The organism is Pseudomonas sp. NPDC087614 (assembly GCF_044743485.1).
Taxonomy (GTDB): Bacteria; Pseudomonadota; Gammaproteobacteria; order Pseudomonadales; family Pseudomonadaceae; genus Aquipseudomonas; species Aquipseudomonas baetica_A.
Genome location: NZ_JBIUWN010000030.1, coordinates 42,885 through 60,534, shown reverse-complemented (window position 1 = coordinate 60,534; position 17,650 = coordinate 42,885). Strand labels below are relative to the sequence as shown.

Here is a 17,650-nt window from a genome sequence, read left to right as displayed (position 1 = left end):
AAGCCCCGACATGTACAGACCTCTCTTCGTATTTATCGGCACGCGTTATACCCGTGCAAAGCGTCGCAATCATTTTGTGTCATTCATTTCCCTGACCTCGATGATCGGGCTCGCCCTTGGCGTGGTCGTGATGATCGTCGTGCTCTCGGTGATGAACGGCTTCGATCATGAGATGCGCACCCGCGTGCTGGGCATGGTGCCCCACGCGACCATCGAATCCACCGAGCCGATCAACGATTGGCAAAGCCTGGCCGCCCAGGTCAAGCAGAACCCGCAGGTGGCGGCGGTTGCGCCGTTTACCCAGATGCAGGGCCTGCTGACCAACAACGGTCAAGTCTCCAAGGTGTTGCTCAATGCCATCGACCCTGCGCTTGAGCGCAACGTGTCGATCATCGACAACTTCATGAAGCAGGGCAAACTCGACGACCTGACGCCGGGCAGCTTTGGCATCGTTATCGGCGACAAGGCCGCGACCAAGCTTGGTGTGGGCCTCGGTGACAAGGTCACCTTTGTTGCGCCGGAGGTCAGCGTGACCCCGGCCGGGATGTTCCCGCGCATGAAGCGCTTCACCGTGGTGGGCATTTTCCATGTCGGCGCCGGTGAACTGGACGGCTTTCTGGGCGTCACCAACCTGCAGGATCTGGCGAAAATGCGTCGCTGGAAACCTGATCAGGTGCAGGGTATCCGTCTGAAGTTCGACGACCTGTTCCAGGCGCCGCGCGTGGCATGGAGCATCGCCCAGCAACTTGGCGAAGACCATTACTACGCTCGCGACTGGACGCGCACCCACGGCAATCTGTATCAGGCGATCCGTATGGAAAAGGCCATGATCGGGCTGCTGTTGCTGCTGATCGTCGCTGTTGCGGCGTTCAACATCATTTCCACGCTGGTGATGGTGGTGAACGACAAGAAGGGCGACATCGCCATTCTGCGTACTCTCGGTGCGACACCGGGCACCATCATGCGCACGTTCATGGTGCAAGGCACGGTGATCGGCGTGGTCGGCACCGCCATTGGCGCGGTGGTCGGAATCCTGGCCGCGCTTAACGTCAGTGCTGCGATTTCGGCCATTGAAGGCCTGATCGGCCACAAATTCCTTAATGCTGACGTGTATTTCATTGATTATCTTCCGTCGCAGGTGCAGAGCCAGGATGTGGTCATGGTCTGCGCCGCTGCGTTGGTCCTGAGTTTCCTCGCCACCCTGTATCCAGCCTGGCGTGCCGCGCGCACCCAGCCGGCGGAGGCGCTACGTTATGAGTGAGTCGGGCATGAGTGAACAAGCAATCTTGAGCTGCCGCAACCTGGGCAAATCCTACGAGGAAGGTCCGGAGTCGGTAGAAGTGCTGGCCGGTCTGCAACTGGAGTTGCACCCGGGCGAGCGTGTCGCAATCGTCGGCACCTCGGGTTCGGGCAAAAGTACCTTGCTCAACCTGTTGGGTGGCCTCGACACGCCGACCCAGGGCAGCGTCTGGCTCGATGGCGAAGAACTCTCGGCGCTGAGCGAGAAGAAGCGCGGCCTGCTGCGTAACCGTGCGCTGGGTTTCGTATACCAGTTTCACCACCTGCTGCCGGAATTCACCGCACTGGAAAACGTCTGCATGCCGCTGTTGATCGGCAAGACGCCGATCCCGCAAGCACGTCAGCGCGCCACGGCGTTGCTGGAGAGGGTAGGGTTGGGTCATCGTCTTGAGCACAAGCCGGCCGAACTGTCCGGTGGTGAACGTCAGCGTGTCGCCATCGCCCGCGCCCTGGTCAACAATCCCGGCCTGGTGATGCTCGATGAGCCGACCGGCAACCTCGATTCCCATACCGCCCAAGGCATTCAGGATTTGATGCTGGAGCTCAGCACTTCGATGCGCACGGCGTTTCTGGTGGTGACTCACGACATGAACCTGGCTCGCCAGATGGATCGCGTCCTGCATTTGCAGGAAGGTTGCCTGACGCCCATCTGATTGGGCCCAAACCCGACGTCTGAAAGGCGTCGGGTCTTTTATTTTTATACGGTGCCCCAGCGAATGTTCAGACCGTTATCGATCTTTATCGGCGCACGCTATACCCGAGCCAAGCGCCGCAATCGCTTTGTTTCGTTCATTTCGATGACCTCGATGATCGGCCTCGCCCTCGGCGTGCTGGCGATGATTGTTGTGCTGTCGGTGATGAACGGCTTCCAGCGTGAAATGAGCTCGCGCATCCTCGGTATGGTGCCTCACGCGACCATCGTTGGCGTCAAGCCGATTGACGACTGGCAGCCCGTAGCCGCCGCCGCGATGAAAAATCCTGAAGTGACCGCCGCCGTGCCGTTCACGGAAATGGAAGGCATGCTCTCCTACAAGGGCTTGATGCAGCCGATCCAGATCAGCGGCGTCGATCCTGCTCAGGAAGGCAAGGTGTCGATTGTTGCCCAGCACATCGTCCAGGGCCGCCTCGATGCCTTGAAACCCGGTGAGTTTGGCGTGGTGATCGGCGAAATCACCGCCCGCCGTTTCCGTTTGAATGTCGGCGACAAGATCACCCTGATCGTGCCGGAAGTCAGCACCGCACCGGGGGGGATCACTCCGCGTATGCAGCGCCTGAACGTGGTTGGCGTGTTCAAGGTTGGCGCTGAACTGGACGGTTCCATGGGGCTGATCCATGTCGCCGATGCGGCGACCATGCAGCATTGGCAGCCGAATCAGGTGCAGAGCGTGCGTCTGGCGGTCAAAGACTTGTACGCGGCGCCGAAGGTCTCTGCGGACATCGCCGCCGGTCTGGGCGCCGATTTCAAGGCTGACGACTGGACCCACACTCAAGGCAGTCTGTTCAGTGCCATGAAAATGGAAAAAACCATGATCGGTCTGCTGTTGCTGATGATCGTCGCGGTGGCGGCGTTCAACATCATCGCAACCCTGATCATGGTGGTGAACGACAAGGGCGCGGACATCGCGATCCTGCGTACCATCGGCGCTACGCCCCGGCAGATCATGGCAATCTTCATGGTGCAGGGCACGGTGATCGGGATTGTCGGCACCCTGATGGGTGGCGTGCTGGGCGTTATCGCGGCGCTGAACGTCAGTGAGATGGTCGGCTGGGTCGAGCGGGTGACTGGGCAGCACATCTTCAGTTCCGATGTGTATTTCGTCAGCAATCTGCCGTCGCAATTGCAGGCGGGGGATGTGCTGTTGATCTGTTCCGCCGGGTTCATCCTGAGCTTCCTGGCGACGGTGTATCCGGCGTGGCGGGCAGCGAAGATCGAGCCGGCTCATGCGCTGAGATATTCGTAAGCTGTTATATCGCTTTCGCCAGCAAGCCCGCCTCCACAGAGGATTTGTGTACGACGCAGATCCAGTGTGTGCGGGCTTGCTCGCGAAGGGGCCGGAACGATGAATCTCAGTCTTTTTTGGGCAACTCAATCACAAACCGCGTCCAGCCCTGATCCGATTCGCAATGAATCTGCCCGCCATGCGCCCGGACAATCGATTGAGTAATCGCCAGCCCCAGCCCCGCATGTTCACTGCTACCTTCCTGCCGCGCCGGATCCGCCCGATAAAACCGGTCGAACAAGCGTGGCAACAGCTCAGCCGAAACCCCTTCACCACTGTTCTCGACGGACACGCGCACAACATTCGTCTTATCCAGTATGGTCAGACGTACATGGCCTTGGGCCGGCGTAAACCGCAGCGCGTTATCCAGCAGATTCGACAGCGCCCGGCGCAACATGCTGCGGTCACCCTCGATTCGCGCATTCCCTTCGCGGCTCAATTGCACCCCGGCGTCTTCTGCCAGCGGCGCAAAAAACTCCAACAACGCATCCGCTTCTTCCGCCAGTTCCAACGGTTGACGCTTGGGCATCAGCAAGCCGTGGTCAGCCTTGGCCAGGTACAGCATGTCGTTGACCAGTTGCGCCATCCATTGCAGTTCTTCGAGGTTGCTGTGCAGCGCTTCGCGATAATCCTCGATCGGCCGTGGGCGGGTGAGGGTGACCTGGGTGTGGGTCAGCAGGTTGGAAAGCGGCGTGCGCAGTTCATGGGCAATGTCGGCAGAAAACGCCGAGAGGCGCTGAAAAGAGTCGTCGAGACGTGCGAGCATGGCGTTGAAGCTGTGGGCCATTTCCGCAAGCTCTGGCGGCATTTGCGCTTCCGGCAGTCGGGCATTGAGCGATTGCGCCGATATCCCACGGGCCACCGCACTCATCTGCCGCAGTGGCCGCAAGCCGCTGCGTGCGGCCCAGGCGCCCAGTAGCGCAGTGGCCAGCGCCGAGAGGCCGACGGTCAGCCAGATCAAATGCTGCATGCGTTGCAGGAAGTGCTGGTGATGAGTGATGTCCAGCAACAAGGTCAGTTGCGGTGAATCGGTGTTGTCCGGGTAGAGTGGGGCGTTGAGTACGCGGTAGTCAGTGCCATCATTGCGGATCGTCGACAGGCCCAGGTGTGACGGTAATTGCTTGGGGATCTGTGTCGAGCTGTCGTACCAGTGCTGGCCGTCACTGCCATTGATGCGCAGCGACAGATCAGCCTGACGGCTCAGTTCATCGGTCAGGCGCGCTTCGCGTTGGCCGGGTTGAACATCCTGCAGGGCGCGGCGCAGGCCGATGAGCTTGCCGTCCAGCAATTGCTGATCGAGTTCGACGAAGTGCGCCTCGCTGGCGTGGTTGAACAGGACCCCGGCACACAGCGACACCACGGCGGTACAAGCAGCAAACAGCAAGGCCAGTCGCGAGCTCAAAGACAACCGGCGCATCAGGCTGATCGATCTTCAAGCACGTAGCCCATGCCGCGCACGGTGTGGATCAGTTTATTGGGGAACTCGTCGTCGATCTTCAGGCGCAAGCGGCGAATCGCGACTTCGATGACATTGGTGTCGCTGTCGAAATTCATGTCCCAGACCTGCGAGGCGATCAGCGATTTTGGCAGCACTTCGCCCTGGCGGCGCAGGAGCATTTCCAACAGGGCGAATTCCTTGGCAGTCAGGTCAATGCGTTGGCCGCTACGCTCGACCCGGCGGCGGATCAGGTCCAGGCGCAGATCCGCCAATTGCAGGCTGGTCTCCTGTGCGGTGGCGCTGCCGCGACGCAACAGGCTGCGCACTCTGGCCAGCAACTCGGAAAAGGCGAAAGGCTTGACCAGGTAATCGTCGGCACCCAGTTCGAGACCGTGAACCCTGTCTTCCACGGCGTCTTTGGCCGTCAGAAAAAGCACCGGGGTGTCGAGACCCGCACTGCGCACCGCTTGCAGGATTTGCCAGCCGTTGCGCCCCGGGAGCATGACATCGAGGATCAGCAACGCATAGTCGCCGCTCAAGGCCAGTTGCTGGCCGCTGTCGCCGTCGGCCACCAGTTGGGTATTGAATCCCGCCTCGGTCAGGCCCTGGCGCAGGTATTGGCCGGTTTTTGCTTGGTCTTCGACGATCAACAGTTTCATGGGCGACTCGGGTTGATTCGGTGTGTAGGAACGAAAGCTTTATACCGTGGGGCATCTCGGTAAGCGCGAACCTGACAAAGTTGTAATCTGCCTGTCAGGTAGATGCCAGCGCAGGCCGGCTAAAGTTTCCCACAGGCTGAACCCTCTCTTGTTGGAGTACGACCATGTTTTTGCGCAAACCCGCTTTGACCGCGTGTCTGTTGACGTTGAGCTCGCCAGTGTGGGCCGCGCCGGCACACGCCTATGCCTTCGGCGAACCCGCGCCTGCCGCCAAAGCCACGCGCAGCATCGAAGTGGTGATGGCTGACCTGTCGTTCGACCCGAAGACGATCCAGGTCAAGGCCGGTGAGACCGTTCGCTTTGTGCTGGTGAATAAAGGCCAGTTGCTGCACGAATTCAACCTGGGCGACGCGGCGATGCATGCCAAGCACCAGCAGGAAATGTTGCAGATGCAACAAAGCGGCATGCTCACGCCTACCGGCATGAAAGAAATGTCCCACGACATGGCGGGCATGGATCACGGTGCGATGAGCCATGGCATGAAGCATGATGACCCGAACAGTGTGTTGGTCGAGCCGGGCAAAACCGCTGAGTTGACCTGGACTTTCAGTAAAGCCACCAACCTGGAATTTGCCTGCAATATCCCCGGCCATTATCAGGCGGGGATGGTCGGCAAACTGACTGTCAGTCAGTAAGCACTCAAAGGTGCAAGCAAAGGCTGTTAGAATCCGCTGATTCTTCAGTCAGGTTTCCGCCATGCATCCCGCAGCCGAACACTCGCCGCTGGGTAAATCCAGCGAATACATCGCCACTTACACGCCGTCGTTGCTGTTCCCGATTCCGCGCACCGCGAAATGGGCCGAACTGGGCCTGACCGCCGATACCCTGCCTTATAAAGGTGTGGATTTCTGGAATTGCTTCGAATTGTCGTGGCTGCTGCCCTCGGGCAAGCCTGTGGTCGCGATCGGCGAGTTCAGTATCCCGGCGGATTCGCCAAACATCATCGAGTCCAAGTCGTTCAAGCTGTACCTGAACTCGCTGAACCAGACGCCGTTCGCTGATGTGGCCACGCTTGAAGCAACGCTGGCCAAAGATCTGTCCGCTGCTGCCGGCAAACCGGTGGGCGTGCGGGTTCGCAGCCTCAAAGACGTAGAAACCGAAGGCGTCGTCGCGCTGCCGGGTGCGTGCATCGACGATCTGGATATCAGCGTCAGCAACTACGAGCATCCGCGGCCGGAGTTGTTGCGGTGCGATGAATCGCGGATGGTCGAAGAGAGCGTGCACAGTCATCTGCTCAAATCCAACTGCCCGGTGACCAGTCAGCCAGACTGGGGCAGTGTGGTGGTGGAGTACCGTGGCTCGGCGCTGGATCATGCCAGTCTGCTGGAATACATCGTCAGCTTCCGCCAGCACTCGGATTTCCATGAGCAATGCGTGGAGCGGATCTTCCTCGATCTGCAGCGGTTGCTGAAGCCGGAGAAATTGACGGTATTTGCGCGGTACGTGCGTCGCGGTGGGCTGGATATCAACCCATATCGCAGCACTGAGAGTGTGCAACTGCCGAACCATCGACTGGTGCGTCAGTAAGCATCCCGTTTGGTAACAGGCTGCATTTCAAATCGCGAAAACGAAAAAGCCCTGCCATTGCTGGCAGGGCTTTTTGCGTTTAGGGCGTCAGATCCCCATGCTGCCCAACGCATTAACGATGTTGCGCAGCGTGCCAGCGATCCCGGGGTGTTTGAGTTCAAAGCGTTCAACCGCCAGGGTCACGCCGTCGGCGATGTTGGAATCCTGGGTTTTGGTTTCGAGTTCAAGTTCCGCTTCGATCTGTTGCATCAGGTCGTGCAGGTTAGCGCGCTCATCTTCAGACAGCGGTGGATTCTGCTCCAGTTGCTCGCGCAGGGTATTGAGTTGTTCTTGCAGTTCGCGGGCGGGCATGGTGGTTTCCTTTTATCGAGAGGCATTGGCATAGACCGCGGCCGCGCGCCAAAGGTCTATGGCTGGCCTTTAGATTAATCCACTCTCGGCCAGCCTGCATGATCCCGATCAGGGCTTTTCGCCTTTGAGGCGACGCAGGCTGATGTCCGCCAGACAGGTTTGGAGCTCACCCAAATGATCGATCACCGAGTGCACGCCGAGTCCGAATAACTGCATGGTCGCCTTGCCGCGCAACTGCTCCCGTTCTTTTTGGCTCAAGGCTTGCCACTCCCCCGGCGCCAGGCCGCACAACGAGCCGCAGGAGGCGAGACCGATTGTCCATAACCCGGCATTCAGGCCGGCTTGCAACAGTCGTGGCTCGCCGCTGACCAGTACGCATCCGTCCAGACTGTGGACATTCAAATCCATGAGCGCTTGCCAGCAAGCGTTGGGCGCCGGCCATGGATTGATTGTTGCTGAATGTTGCGCGGGTTTGATCCAGTTCGGTAAGGCGGCTGACAGCGATTGCGCCAGGGCAGGGGACAGCTCATCCAGCCACGCGCATGGTATCTGCTGGCGCTGCAAGCTGTGCAGGCTATCGATTGCTCCAGGGGTGGCCTCGGCGTGCTCTGGCAGGATGGCCGCCTGTCGGCGGGCACGGGCACCGAAATCCACCAGACATCCGCTGAGGCCGAACAGCACGGCGGTCAGGCCGGGCGCGCTGAGGGGCAAAGTTTCGGCATGTGACATGGCAACGTCCCTGAAATAGCGCTAAGGCTAGGACCTGCCGATGACAGTTGGATGACAGCTGCGTTAAAGCCGTTGCAGGAATCGTCCTACAGGTCGCTTCATTCGCAGACTGCCCAAAAGACCTTTTGCGCTTATACTAGCGCTCTTAACGCCTAGGCCTTGAAGCCCGCGCCAGTATAAATCCAAGGAGTTTTTCTATGCGCTGGAGCAACCCGCTCGCTCAGCTTTGTGTATATGCCGGCCTGCTGCTGGCTCCGTTCGCCACTCAGGCTGCAACGGAAGAAGACCCTTGGGAAAGCGTCAACCGTCCAATTTTCCAGTTCAACGACTTCGTCGATACTTACGCGCTGAAGCCTCTGGCGCAGGGGTATGAGTTCGTGACGCCGCAATTTCTGGAAGATGGCATCCACAACATGTTCCGCAACGTGGGTGACGTGACCAACCTGGCGAACAACATTCTGCAGGGCAAACCGGCAGCGGCGGGCGTTGATACTGCGCGCCTGATCTTCAACACCACGTTCGGGTTGCTCGGCTTCTTCGATGTCGGGACCAAGATGGGGCTGAACCGCAGCGACGAAGATTTTGGCCAGACGCTCGGCTACTGGGGGGTTGGCAGTGGCCCGTACGTGATGCTGCCGCTGCTCGGCCCAAGCACACTGCGTGACGCGCCTGCTAAATACGTCGACGGCTATACCGGTCCTTACCCTTACATCAACGATGTGCCGGTGCGTAATTCAGTGTTCGGCCTGAACATCGTCGACACCCGTGCCAGCCTGCTGTCGAGCGAGAAGCTGATCAGCGGCGACAAGTACACCTTCATTCGCAACGCTTACCTGCAGAACCGCGAGTTCAAGGTGAAGGATGGTAAGGTCGTCGACGATTTTTAATCTCGACCGATAAAATGAAGAGGGCGGCCTGTGGGCCGCCTTTTTTTGTTTGCGCTTATTTCATCTGCAGAATAGTCAAACCGAGCTTTTGGCCGCCGCCATCCTGTGCCCGGACCCAGACCACTTCGGTCTCGGCTTCAAGCCCGCTGAGCGCGGCATGTTCGGAGTCGATGCGCACGCTCAATCGGTCGCCGACCGCAAATTGCCTAGGCGCCTCTACCTGCATGCCGCTGCTGGAGAGGTCGATGCATACCGCTGACACCTGATCACCTGCGTGAATCAATACGACATCGGCATCGACCCGCATACGGATGAAATCGCGCTTTTCGCTGTAGTCCCGACCGGTTTGACTCATGGCTTCGTCCTTCCATTGGGTTACGGTTTGAGCTGTTCTTATAACTCTCTGTGATTTGACAAGTAAAGTCGTCAAGCGACCATCGGCACATGCTTGAAACACCCCGCGGATGGGAGTACCGTCTGCGCCTTAGAAGGGCACCTCTGGTGTAATCGTCGTGCAGAGCAAACGCTCGAAAGCGATGCAGCAGAGAGGCTAGAAAGCGAATCCAGTAGTCAGTGCAGGGCTGTAGCCCCGCCCGCTACGCCAACCTAATTCTGGCGCCGTTTGCCCACATGCCAAAAACCAGTGCCACGCTGCTGATAATCGATGATGACGAAGTAGTGCGCGCGAGCCTCGCGGCCTATTTGGAAGACAGTGGTTTCAGCGTCCTGCAGGCCAGTAACGGCCAACAGGGTCTTCAGGTATTCGAGCAAGACACGCCCGACCTGGTCATCTGCGATCTGCGCATGCCGCAGATGGGTGGTCTCGAACTTATCCGTCAGGTCACCGAGCTATCGCCGCAAACACCGGTGATCGTGGTGTCCGGTGCCGGCGTGATGAACGACGCTGTCGAGGCCCTGCGTCTCGGTGCGGCGGATTACCTGATCAAGCCTCTCGAAGATCTGGCCGTGCTCGAGCACTCCGTGCGCCGGGCCCTGGATCGCGCGCGTCTGCTGCTGGAAAATCAGCGCTACCGCGAGAAGCTGGAAAAGGCCAATCGCGAGCTTGAGGCCAGCCTGAGTCTGCTCCAGGAAGACCAGAACGCCGGTCGCCAGGTGCAGATGAACATGCTGCCGGAAAGCCCGTGGAGCATTGACGAGCTCAGGTTTGCTCATCAGATCATTCCGTCGCTGTACCTGTCCGGTGATTTTGTCGACTATTTCCGTGTCGACGAGCGCCGGGTCGCGTTTTACCTGGCAGATGTATCAGGTCATGGCGCCTCTTCAGCGTTTGTGACGGTGCTGCTGAAGTTCATGACCACGCGTCTGCTGTTCGAGTCCAAGCGCAACGGCACGTTGCCGGAATTCAAGCCTTCGCAGGTTCTTGGTCATATCAACCGGGGGCTGATCAGTTGTAAGCTGGGCAAACACGTCACAATGGTCGGTGGAGTCATCGACGAGGAGACCGGTTTGTTGACCTATAGCATTGGCGGCCATCTGCCTTTGCCTGTGTTGTACACGCCTGACAGTGTTCGTTACCTCGAAGGGCGTGGTCTGCCGGTAGGCCTTTTCAATGAAGCCGCCTACGAAGATCACGTACTTGAGCTGCCGCCGACGTTCAGCCTGACGCTGATGTCTGACGGTATTCTGGACCTTTTGCCAGAACCTACGCTCAAAGAAAAAGAAGCGGCTTTGCCCGAGCGGGTGAAGTCAGCGGGCGGCAGCCTGGATGGTCTGCGGCAAGTGTTTGGATTGGCCACGCTAGGGGAGATGCCGGATGATATCGCCCTGTTGGTGTTGAGCAGGAACCTTCAATGAGTACCGGTAGAATCCAGTTCGCCGAGCAGGACGGCACCTTCGTCCTGAAGTTCGTCGGTGACGTTCGCCTGACCCTGTGTTCGGCGTTGGATGCGACTATTGAGAAAATCTTCACCGCGCTGAACTTCAACGCGATCGTGATCGATTTGACCGAAACCCGCAGCATCGACAGCACCACGTTGGGGCTGTTGGCCAAACTGTCGATCCTGTCGCGGCAGAAGGTCGGCCTGCTGCCGACCGTCGTCACCACCCACGATGACATCACCCGACTGCTGCAATCGATGGGCTTCGAGCAGGTGTTCAACATCGTCAATCACCCGGTGCCATGCCCGGAGTGCCTGGACGATCTGCCTGATCAGGACCAGTCGGAAGAGGTGGTGCGGATCAAGGTGCTTGAAGCGCACAAGATCCTCATGGGGCTGAACGATTCCAACCGTGAAGCTTTCCATGACCTGGTGAATGCCCTCGAACGCCATTGATCCTCTGAAATCAGGTTGCCTGGCCAGGCCCCTTCGCGAGCAAGCCCGCTCCCAATTTTGATCTGTGTCGAGCAAAAAAAGACCTTCGGGAGTTTGCTTGCTCGCGAAAGCGTCAAATCTGACGTTACATTTGCCAGTGCTGGTGCAATGAAAAAGGGCGAACCTGTTAGGGTTCGCCCTTTTTGCATTTCACTCAGTCAAATCACAGTTTGGCTTGCAACAGCGCCTCAAGCTTCTCCTGGTCGCGAGCGAACTGACGAATACCTTCGGCCAGTTTTTCGGTCGCCATCGCGTCCTCGTTGGACAACCAGCGAAATTGCGCTTCGTTCAGGCTCAGACGTGCTTCACCGGCATTGCCTGGCGCCAGTTTGCGCTCAAGCTTGCCAGAGTCCGCCGCCAGCTTGTCGATCAGGTCCGGGCTGATGGTCAGACGGTCGCAACCGGCCAGTTGCTCAATCTGGTTCAGGTTGCGGAAGCTCGCACCCATGACCACGGTCTTGTAGTCATTGGCCTTGTAGTAGTTGTAGATGCGCGTCACGGACTGCACGCCCGGATCGTCGGCGCCGGTGTAGTCGTTGCCGTTGGCCTTCTTGTACCAGTCGTAGATGCGGCCTACGAACGGCGAGATCAGGAACACGCCGGCATCGGCACATGCCGCCGCTTGAGCGAAGGAGAACAGCAACGTCAGGTTGGTCTGGATGCCTTCCTTTTCGAGGACCTCGGCAGCGCGGATACCTTCCCAGGTCGAGGCGATCTTGATCAGCACGCGATCGCGGCCAATGCCAGCCTTGTCATACAACTCGATCAAGCGATGCGCACGCTTGAGTACACCTTGCTGATCGAACGACAGGCGCGCATCCACTTCGGTGGAGATACGGCCCGGGATAACCTTGAGAATTTCCTGGCCCACCGCGACGCCGAAACGGTCGCTGGCCAGGCCGACATCACCCTTGCAGTCGCTGACGCAAGCATTCAGCAATTGGGCATAAGCGGGGATGGCTGCCGCTTTGAGCAGCAGGGATGGGTTGGTGGTGGCATCGACCGGTTTAACCCGGGCGATCGCTTCGAAGTCGCCGGTGTCGGCAACCACGGTGGTGATTTGTTTGAGTTGTTCCAGCTTGGAAGTCATGTGTGTGCTCTGTCCTGTGGGTTTGACGACATTACCCGAGCGCTGACAGCCACTCAAGGGCGGGTGCGTGTATCGACGGCCCCTGCGGCAACAACCTGAAAACGATTGTTTGAAAGGTAGGGCGCGGTATCGATGAGTTCGATAGCGAAACCGCCCACAGGTTCAAAGCAACCGACCTGTGCACAGATCGGTTACGCCACGCCTACTGAGCATTCAAGATCGTTGCGGCGGCCGTTTTCGCCGGTTTCGGCTGACCGCCCGAGGTCAGAAAACCGAAGTTCTTCTCGCGATCGTTGCTGCCCGAATCGCTGTTCTTCCATTCGTATATTGATGTCAGCGGGATGTTGAGCTTTTTTACATCGGTGATGAACGCACTGATTTTGCTGGCTTGTCCGGCGTTCCCACCGTTGGAGGTGAGTGCCGATATACCCCACTCACTGATAACGCCCGGCAAATGGAAGTTCTGTTGAATAAAGGCCTGCGCGTTGCTGATCTGCGCCGCCGTCATGCCGTAGGGGTGATAGGAAATGGCGTTCAGGCATTTGGGGTACTCACTGACGATGCGGTTTAGCGCAACGGTCGAAGCCGATCCCGCCGTTGGCGCGCGTGCGAAGCCGTAACCGACCCGTGGCGTGGATTGGGGTTTGCCTTGCAGGGATTTGCACACCGCGCTCATGAACGGCACAAATGTTGTGTCGAAATGGCGCGTCGGCCAGTAGGTTTCGAGGTCCGGTTCATTCCAGATTTCAGTCGCGACCAGTTGCGCGCTGTAGGCGTTTTCCAGGCCCGCCAACACATTGGCAAACGAATCGCCGGCGGCCTTCAGTTGACGGGTGTTGCCGGGCGTCGCGGTCAGCGGTTTGATCGCGCGCACGGTCAACAGGACCGGCAAACCAGCGGAACCGGCCGCCGCAAAAGCATCGCTGACCTGCTGCTGATACGCCCTGGCGCTGAGACTGTCGCTCCACACACCGAAACGCACAAAGCTGAAGCCTGCGGCTTTGATGTGTGCAGCGTCGTCGGCGGAAAAGTTCTGGATCTTCACCTGAACACCGATGGTCCTGGCGGGAAGGTTGGGAAACAGATCACTGGCCTGCACGTGAGTGGCGGCACTGAGCGCCAATAACGCCGAGGCACTGAATCGTATGAGATGGGCGGATTTCATGTCTGATCTCCAATGAGAAGTGACAACGGCGAATAGTGATCTCGTGACATTCGTTTTGAAACTAACAAGAGCGCTAAGTGCGTGAGTGTTATTTTTTGTCAGCAATTCATTATCTGAAAATCACAGTTATTTTTGGTCCGGTAATTCTGGTTGGGGCGCTTTTAGGGCTGTGGTACTTAATACGCTGTATTAACAGGGCGAATCTATTTCTGAGTGCGGGAAGATCTAGCGGGTTCATTTAAACCGCTCTAGATGTTGGCAGTTTGATATTACACAGGAAAGTACACCTTGTTCAGAAAGATCCTTGTCGTCTGCGTGGGCAATATATGCCGAAGTCCGACAGCAGAGCTCATGCTGCGTAACGCGCTGGCCCCCTCATCAATCACGGTTTCCTCCGCCGGCCTCGCCGCGCGGGTTGGCGAATCCATAGAGGCCTCGGCCCGTCAGGTGCTGGAAGACCACGGGCATTGCGCCGAGGGTTTCAAGGCGCGGCAACTGACCTCGGACATCGTTAATGAATCAGACCTTATTCTGGTGATGGAAAAAGAGCATGTAAAACAAGTATTGAACATGGCCTCTCATGCGAGAGGCAAAGTGTTTTTGCTCGGTAAGTGGCAGAGCGAGCGCGAAATACAAGATCCGTACCGTCAAGGCAAGGCCGCTTTTATTCATGCCCATGCATTGATTGAAGATGCTGTCAGCTCTTGGGCACAACGTCTCGCGCGTTGATGAATATTCTTCAGATCAATGAATGGTAAGAACAGACTTATGCAGTTACCGTCAGTAATCGGCACCCGAAGCAATGATCAAGACAGTATTGATCTGCTCGGCATATTCGGCAGTCTGATTGACCAGAAATGGTTGATTGGCGCACTGACCGGCGCCTTTATGGTCACCGGCGTTGCCTATGCGGTGCTGGCCACGCCCGTGTACCTGGCGAACGCGCTGGTTCAGGTCGAGCCGAAAAAGAACGACATGCTAGGTTTCGCCGATCTCAACAGCATGCTCGGTGGGCAATCGCCGTCGGTGACCGAAATCGGCATCATCAAATCCCGCGCCGTGATTGGCAAAACCGTCGACGATCTGCGTCTGGATATCGATGTCACCCCCAAGACCTTCCCGCTGATTGGCGCTTTTCTCGCTCGCCGTTATCGCGGCGAGACGGCGTTCAGCGTGGCGCCACCGCGTTTTGGCCTGAACAGCTACGCCTGGGGCGGTGAACGCGTGGAGATCGCTCGGCTCACGCTGCCGAACGCGTTGCTGGGCAAGAAGCTCACGCTGATCGCCGGCGAACAGCAGCGTTTCCAGTTGTTCGATGATAACGACAACCTGCTGGCGCAAGGCGTGGCTGGCGAAGCCTTCGTTGAAGAGGGCGTTGAAGGGCTGATCGCACAACTCTCGGCGAACCCCGGCACGCGCTTCGAAGTGGTGCGCAACCCTCGAATCGTGACCATCCAGGGTTATCAGGATGCGCTGGATATCTCCGAGCAAGGCAAGGAGTCGGGGATTATTCGTCTGGCCCTGGCCAGCTCCGACGCGCCCGAGGCCGTAAAAATCCTCAACAAGATCGCGGCGCTGTATGTGCAGCAGAACGTGCAGCGCACCTCGGCGGAAGCGGCGCAGAGCCTGGCCTTCCTGCAGAGCCAACTGCCTCAGGTCAAGCGCGATCTGGCCAAGGCCAGTGATGCGCTCAACGCCTATCAGACCCGCGGCAAAACGGTGAACATCTCCCTGGAAACCCAATCGGTACTCGGCCAGACCGTTGCGCTGGACACGCGCATCTCCGAATTGAAAATGCAGCAGGCGGAGATGGATCGCAAGTTCACCCGACAGCATCCGGCCTACCGTGCGTTGATGTCGCAGATCGCCGAACTGACCCAGCAACAGAAGTCGCTGGAGAGCAAAGTCGGCGATCTGCCGGCCACACAGCAGGAGTTGTTGAACCTGACCCGCGATGTTGAAGTCGCCTCGCAGATCTACACGCAACTGCTGAACAAATCCCAGGAGCTGGACATCGTCCGCGCGGGTGCGGTAGGCAACGTGCGCTTGATCGACACGGCGGACGTCGACCTGACCAGTCCGGTCAAACCGAAAAAAGCCCTGATTGTGCTCATCGCCACTTTCCTGGGCGCCTTTGTCGGCGTCGCGCTGGTGTTGCTGCGCAAGTCGCTGAGTCGCGGCCTGGAAGGGCCAGAAGCCATTGAACAACTCGGTTTGCCGGTGTACGCGTCGATCCCTTACAGCACGCTGCAGCAGGAGGAGGACGGTAAGAAAGGTCGCGCGCGTGATGGCGTCGATATACCGGCGTACCTGTTGGCCCTGCGCAACCCCACGGACCTGTCCATCGAGTCGATCCGCAGCCTGCGCACCTGCCTGCACTTCGCCGGGCTGGATTCGACCAACAACCGCATCATGATTTCCGGGCCGAGCCCGCAAGTCGGCAAGACGTTCGTCTCCTCCAACCTCGCCGCAGTCATGGCCCAGAGCGGTCAGCGTGTGGTGCTGATCGATGCCGACATGCGCAAAGGGCATTTGCACAAAACCCTCAATACCCCGATCAGCAATGGTCTGTCGGACCTGCTGGTCAAGCGCTGCAGCATCGAGCAGGCGATCAATAAAATCGAAGTCGACAACCTGCACTTCATCAGTCGCGGGCAGGTGCCGCCCAATCCTTCCGAGCTGTTGATGCATGTCAACTTCCGCGAACTGCTGGCGCAACTCAGCGAGATGTATGACGTGGTGATCATCGATACGCCGCCGCTACTGGCCGTGACCGACGCGGCGATTGTCGGCCGTGAAGCCGGCATCAGCCTGATCGTCACGCGCTTTGGCGTGAACCCGGCCAAAGAGATCGAGTTGACCATTCGCCGCTTTGCCCAGAACGGTATCGAGTTGAAGGGCGCGGTGTTCAACGGCGTCGAGAAGCGCGCAGCCAGTTACTACGGCAATGGCGGCTACGGCTATTACAACTACGAATACGCGTCCGACAAATCCTGAGTTGTCCTTACATGTTTGAAGTGGGTGAGTTGTGAAGAAAATACTGCACGTAGCAGAGACGATCAAAGGTGGCGTTGCGACCGTCATTCGGACGATCTCGGCATCGCCCGAAGGCGACGCGGCGAACTACCAACGGGTTTACCTGGTCCCGCAGGATCAGGAAAAAGAATTGCACGGCATTCCCGCGCCTCAGATTCGCACCTTCGCCCGAACCGGACGCAATGTGTCGTCGCTGCTGCGTTTCGCCTGGCGTCTGGCCCAGGTGATGCTCAAGGAAAAACCCGACGTGGTGCATTTGCACAGCACTTTTTCCGGGGTGATCGGCCGTTGCGTGTGCGTGCTGTTGAGGCCATGGCGCAAGCCGAAAATCGTTTACTGCCCGCACGCCTTTTCGTTCCTGATGGAAAGTTCGCCAATCAAGCAGAAGGCCTATGCGTGGATTGAGCGCGTGCTGCAGAAGGTCACCGACGTGATCATTTGCGTGAGCCAGTACGAGCTGGATAGCGCCGCGAAATTTGGCATCGAGCGCAAGCGCATGACGCTGATCTACAACGGCATTCATCAACGCGACGAAGTACCGAAAGTCGATAGTCCGGAGCCGATTCATCTGCTGTTTGTTGGCCGTCTCGACTACCAAAAAGGCTTCGACGTATTGCTCAAGGCCTTCGCCAAGGTGCAACGCAGCGATTTGAAACTGACGGTGGTCGGCAGTGCGGTTAATGAAGATTCGGTCGAATGCCCACCGATGGACGCCGTTGAGTACCTGCCTTGGGTCACGCCCAGCGAAGTTCAGGCGCTCTACCAGAAAGCCGATGCGCTGATTGTGCCCAGTCGCTGGGAAGGGTTTGCCATGGTGCCGCTGGAAGGCATGGCCATGGGCTTGCCGGTGATTGCCAGTAACTGCACGTCACTGCCCGAACTGGTTACCAACGAGGTGTCCGGTTACGTCTTTCCGACCGGAGATCACCAGGCCCTGGCCGATGTGCTGGGGAAAATCCAGAAGCCCCGATTGCTCGACCTCGGCAACGAAGGTCGCAACATCGTGCGTGAGCGCTTCAGCGCCACGTTGATGATCCGCCAGACCTACGACGTGTATTGCGCCCCCACTTATTAAG

Annotated in this window: 18 protein-coding genes; 11 read left to right on the top strand and 7 right to left on the bottom strand. The window is 58.4% G+C overall.

All coding sequences use genetic code 11. From position 1 onward, the window contains the following. Positions 1-10 precede the first annotated feature (10 nt). The 3 genes from ACIOWA_RS13650 to ACIOWA_RS13640 all read left to right on the top strand — a co-directional run bounded on the left by ACIOWA_RS13650 (position 11) and on the right by ACIOWA_RS13640 (position 3,260). Positions 11-1,261 (top strand): lipoprotein-releasing ABC transporter permease subunit, encoded by a 1,251-nt coding sequence (locus tag ACIOWA_RS13650; RefSeq protein ID WP_401160255.1) that lies wholly within the window; start codon positions 11-13, stop codon positions 1,259-1,261. Continuing rightward, positions 1,254-1,952, top strand: coding sequence for a lipoprotein-releasing ABC transporter ATP-binding protein LolD (lolD, locus tag ACIOWA_RS13645; RefSeq protein ID WP_401160251.1), 699 nt, complete (start codon positions 1,254-1,256; stop codon positions 1,950-1,952). The genes ACIOWA_RS13650 and lolD overlap by 8 nt, the downstream gene beginning before the upstream one ends. Before the next feature lie 63 nt (positions 1,953-2,015). Continuing rightward, entirely contained in the window at positions 2,016-3,260 is a 1,245-nt protein-coding gene (locus tag ACIOWA_RS13640; protein WP_339433372.1) for a lipoprotein-releasing ABC transporter permease subunit, read from the top strand. A 106-nt stretch (positions 3,261-3,366) separates the two neighbouring features. On the opposite strand, the gene ACIOWA_RS13635 is transcribed toward ACIOWA_RS13640, so the two are convergent. Next, positions 3,367-4,716 (bottom strand): heavy metal sensor histidine kinase, encoded by a 1,350-nt coding sequence (locus tag ACIOWA_RS13635; protein ID WP_401160249.1) that lies wholly within the window; start codon positions 4,714-4,716, stop codon positions 3,367-3,369. After that, positions 4,716-5,396 (bottom strand): heavy metal response regulator transcription factor, encoded by a 681-nt coding sequence (locus tag ACIOWA_RS13630; RefSeq protein ID WP_401160247.1) that lies wholly within the window; start codon positions 5,394-5,396, stop codon positions 4,716-4,718. Before ACIOWA_RS13630 ends, ACIOWA_RS13635 begins: the two co-directional genes overlap by 1 nt. A gap of 164 nt (positions 5,397-5,560) precedes the next feature. On the opposite strand from ACIOWA_RS13630, the gene ACIOWA_RS13625 reads away from it, so the two are divergent. Both ACIOWA_RS13625 and queF read left to right on the top strand, forming a co-directional pair. Beyond that, positions 5,561-6,091, top strand: coding sequence for a plastocyanin/azurin family copper-binding protein (locus tag ACIOWA_RS13625; RefSeq protein ID WP_401160245.1), 531 nt, complete (start codon positions 5,561-5,563; stop codon positions 6,089-6,091). A gap of 61 nt (positions 6,092-6,152) precedes the next feature. Then, entirely contained in the window at positions 6,153-6,983 is an 831-nt protein-coding gene (queF, locus tag ACIOWA_RS13620; RefSeq protein ID WP_401160243.1) for an NADPH-dependent 7-cyano-7-deazaguanine reductase QueF, read from the top strand. Positions 6,984-7,070: 87 nt separating this feature from the next. On the opposite strand, the gene ACIOWA_RS13615 is transcribed toward queF, so the two are convergent. Both ACIOWA_RS13615 and ACIOWA_RS13610 read right to left on the bottom strand, forming a co-directional pair. Further along, positions 7,071-7,334, bottom strand: a complete 264-nt coding sequence (locus ACIOWA_RS13615; protein WP_339495355.1) for a DUF4404 family protein — start codon at positions 7,332-7,334, stop codon at positions 7,071-7,073. Between the two features lie 108 nt (positions 7,335-7,442). Next, positions 7,443-8,063 (bottom strand): HAD family phosphatase, encoded by a 621-nt coding sequence (locus tag ACIOWA_RS13610; RefSeq protein ID WP_401160241.1) that lies wholly within the window; start codon positions 8,061-8,063, stop codon positions 7,443-7,445. A gap of 197 nt (positions 8,064-8,260) precedes the next feature. Here ACIOWA_RS13610 and ACIOWA_RS13605 point away from each other — a divergent pair, with 197 nt between their 5' ends. Further along, positions 8,261-8,950 (top strand): VacJ family lipoprotein, encoded by a 690-nt coding sequence (locus ACIOWA_RS13605; protein WP_221733205.1) that lies wholly within the window; start codon positions 8,261-8,263, stop codon positions 8,948-8,950. A gap of 55 nt (positions 8,951-9,005) precedes the next feature. Here ACIOWA_RS13605 and ACIOWA_RS13600 read toward each other — a convergent pair whose 3' ends face one another. Then, positions 9,006-9,305 (bottom strand): PilZ domain-containing protein, encoded by a 300-nt coding sequence (locus ACIOWA_RS13600; protein WP_221733204.1) that lies wholly within the window; start codon positions 9,303-9,305, stop codon positions 9,006-9,008. 275 nt (positions 9,306-9,580) lie between these two features. On the opposite strand from ACIOWA_RS13600, the gene rssB reads away from it, so the two are divergent. Together rssB and rssC are read left to right on the top strand one after the other, a co-directional pair. Continuing rightward, positions 9,581-10,765 carry a two-component system response regulator RssB gene (rssB, locus tag ACIOWA_RS13595; RefSeq protein WP_221733203.1) on the top strand — a complete coding sequence of 395 codons (1,185 nt, stop codon included), beginning with the start codon at positions 9,581-9,583 and terminating at the stop codon, positions 10,763-10,765. Then, the gene (rssC, locus tag ACIOWA_RS13590; protein ID WP_401160239.1) at positions 10,762-11,244 is read left to right on the top strand and encodes an anti-sigma factor antagonist RssC; all 483 of its coding nucleotides are present in this window, start codon (positions 10,762-10,764) and stop codon (positions 11,242-11,244) included. Before rssB ends, rssC begins: the two co-directional genes overlap by 4 nt. Before the next feature lie 202 nt (positions 11,245-11,446). Here the strand turns inward: rssC and tal are convergent, their stop codons facing one another. Further along, a complete protein-coding gene (gene tal / locus ACIOWA_RS13585) occupies positions 11,447-12,373 on the bottom strand; it encodes a transaldolase (RefSeq protein WP_339433364.1) in 927 nt (308 codons plus the stop codon). A gap of 202 nt (positions 12,374-12,575) precedes the next feature. Then, entirely contained in the window at positions 12,576-13,538 is a 963-nt protein-coding gene (locus ACIOWA_RS13580) for a glycosyl hydrolase family 5 (protein ID WP_401160237.1), read from the bottom strand. 288 nt (positions 13,539-13,826) lie between these two features. Here ACIOWA_RS13580 and ACIOWA_RS13575 point away from each other — a divergent pair, with 288 nt between their 5' ends. Genes ACIOWA_RS13575 through ACIOWA_RS13565 form a run of 3 tightly spaced genes read left to right on the top strand, consistent with a single transcriptional unit; the run spans position 13,827 to position 17,649 of the window. Further along, positions 13,827-14,267 carry a low molecular weight protein-tyrosine-phosphatase gene (locus ACIOWA_RS13575; RefSeq protein WP_339433362.1) on the top strand — a complete coding sequence of 147 codons (441 nt, stop codon included), beginning with the start codon at positions 13,827-13,829 and terminating at the stop codon, positions 14,265-14,267. A gap of 39 nt (positions 14,268-14,306) precedes the next feature. After that, the gene (locus tag ACIOWA_RS13570; protein WP_401160234.1) at positions 14,307-16,535 is read left to right on the top strand and encodes a polysaccharide biosynthesis tyrosine autokinase; all 2,229 of its coding nucleotides are present in this window, start codon (positions 14,307-14,309) and stop codon (positions 16,533-16,535) included. A 31-nt stretch (positions 16,536-16,566) separates the two neighbouring features. After that, positions 16,567-17,649, top strand: a complete 1,083-nt coding sequence (locus tag ACIOWA_RS13565; RefSeq protein WP_339466205.1) for a glycosyltransferase — start codon at positions 16,567-16,569, stop codon at positions 17,647-17,649. The last annotated feature ends 1 nt before the right edge of the window (position 17,650 follow it).